This is a genomic window from uncultured Candidatus Thioglobus sp. (genome assembly GCF_963981275.1).
Lineage (GTDB): Bacteria > Pseudomonadota > Gammaproteobacteria > PS1 > Pseudothioglobaceae > Thioglobus_A.
Genome location: NZ_CAXCCZ010000068.1, coordinates 1 through 2,223 on the forward strand (window position 1 = coordinate 1; position 2,223 = coordinate 2,223).

At 38.0% G+C, this 2,223-nt stretch carries 2 protein-coding genes; both read left to right on the forward strand.

Features of this window, described 5'->3' with window-relative positions; translation table 11 throughout:
- Positions 1–241 precede the first annotated feature (241 nt).
- A complete protein-coding gene (locus ABNR88_RS07180) occupies positions 242–859 on the forward strand; it encodes a transposase (RefSeq protein ID WP_348670251.1) in 618 nt (205 codons plus the stop codon).
- A gap of 92 nt (positions 860–951) precedes the next feature.
- Positions 952–2,175, forward strand: coding sequence for an aspartate kinase (locus ABNR88_RS07185; RefSeq protein ID WP_318844250.1), 1,224 nt, complete (start codon positions 952–954; stop codon positions 2,173–2,175).
- Positions 2,176–2,223 lie beyond the last annotated feature (48 nt).

Consider the following 2,223-nt stretch of genomic DNA (forward strand, 5'->3'; position numbering starts at 1 on the left):
CCATCATTCCGTTATTGGTTTACATCTTTAAACCAAAATATGTGTTTGGTGATAAAAAATAGGTTGTATTATAGGCAAGGCCTATAATACTTACTTTACAAAGGCTTGTTTTTTTTGCAAGCCTTTTTTTTGAATTGTGATATTATAGGCAAGGCCTATAATACTTATAAAATAGGTAAAAATGTCAATTAGGAAAATACAGTTTAACGAAGATCATTACTACCATGTTTTTAACAGGGGTGTGGATAAGCGTAATATATTTGAATCGCAAGAGGATCTTTATTATTTTTTCAAAAGGCTGATTGATTTAAACAAGGATGGTACAAACCCTAGTATCAATAACAATAGATATAAAGGCCAAGGGAGGGTGGCAAAAGATGAAGATGCAGGTGCATTAGTATCTATTGTTTCTTATTGTCTGTTGCCAAATCACTTTCATTTAGTATTAAAACAAGAGTCAGAGAGCGGCATATCTAAGTTTATGCAAAAGTTAGGTACAAGTTATACAATGTATTTCAATCAAAAATACAAGCGTTCTGGATCATTGTTTCAAGGGAAGTTTAAAGCTAATATGATTGATGGTGAGTTTGGATTGCCGGTGCTGTCTGTGTATGTAAATTTAAACTATATACATCATCGCATAAATCCAAAATCTAGTTTGGTCAAGTCTAGTATTTTTGAATATTTAGGTACGGAATTGGGTGAGTCTATTTGTAACAAGAAAGAGGTTGACAGTGTAATTTCTGAAATAGGCTCAATTCAAGAATACAAGACTTTTTCTAAAAATACATCTAAAGTGTTTGGAGAAAATAAAGGTTTAATTATTAAAGATATTGACTTGGATTTGATTTTTGAATAAGTATTATAGGCAAGGCCTATAATACCAAAATAGAAAGGCAGTCCAAGGGGATAGAGGTATAATTTTGAGAATATTGATTTATAGATGGTTTAATGGCGTTAATTGTACAAAAATATGGTGGAACATCGGTTGGTTCGGTTGAGCGAATTCAGGCAGTTGCACAAAAAATTAAAGCATTTGCAGATGGTGGCGACCAGCTAGTGGTGAGTGTTTCCGCGATGAGTGGTGAGACCAATCGAATGACCGCTTTGGCGCAAGAGATTCAGACCGTGCCATCCCTTCGTGAGATGGATATGCTGCTAACTACAGGTGAGCAAGTCACTATTTCATTACTATCTATGGCGCTTCAGCAACTGGGTTGTGATGCAATTAGTTATCTGGGCTCTCAAGTGCGTATTGTGACGGACTCAGAGCATGGTAAGGCGCGTATTAAATCGATCGATGATCACCGCATTCATGCGAGTTTAGATGCGGGCAAAGTGGTTGTAGTTGCTGGTTTTCAAGGGATTGATGAGCAGGGTCATATTACTACTTTAGGTAGAGGTGGCTCGGATACCACAGCCGTGGCATTGGCTGCAGCGCTTAAAGCGGACGAATGCCAGATTTATACGGATGTGGACGGGGTTTATACTACCGATCCACGTATTGAGCCAAATGCTCGAAAAATGAAATCAGTGAGTTATGAGGAGATGCTGGAGATGGCATCGCTCGGCTCTAAAGTTTTGCAAATTCGCTCAGTTGAATTTGCATCAAAATATAAAGTGCCGTTAAGGGTGTTGTCATCATTGATTGACAATCCAGTTGGCACGTTAATTACCAGTGAGGAAAATATTGTGGAACAAGCGGTTATTTCAGGCATTGCGCATAATAAAGATGAAGCAAAATTAAGTTTAATTGGCGTTCCGGATAAGCCTGGTATTGCCTTTAAAATTCTCAAAGCGATCAGTAGTGCGAATATTGAAGTGGATATGATTGTCCAAAGTGTGTCTGCGCGTGAAGGGCTGACTAATTTTGCCTTTACTGTGCACCGTAATGATTTTGATAAAGCGTTAAGTATTCTAGAGGTGGTTTGTAAGGACTTAGATGCTATTGGCGTACAAAGCGACGACAAGGTGGTTAAAGTGTCGCTAGTGGGTATTGGTATGCGCTCACATGCGGGTATTGCTTCGCAGATGTTTGAAGTACTGCACCATGAAGGGATTAACATTCAGATGATTTCTACCAGTGAGATTAAAATCTCTGTAGTGATTGATGAAAAATATTTAGAATTAGCGGTGCGTTCATTACACAGCGCGTTTGAATTAGATAAGGAATAAGAAGATGCCAGGATTTGACGATAGAGATGGATTAATTTGGTTTGATGG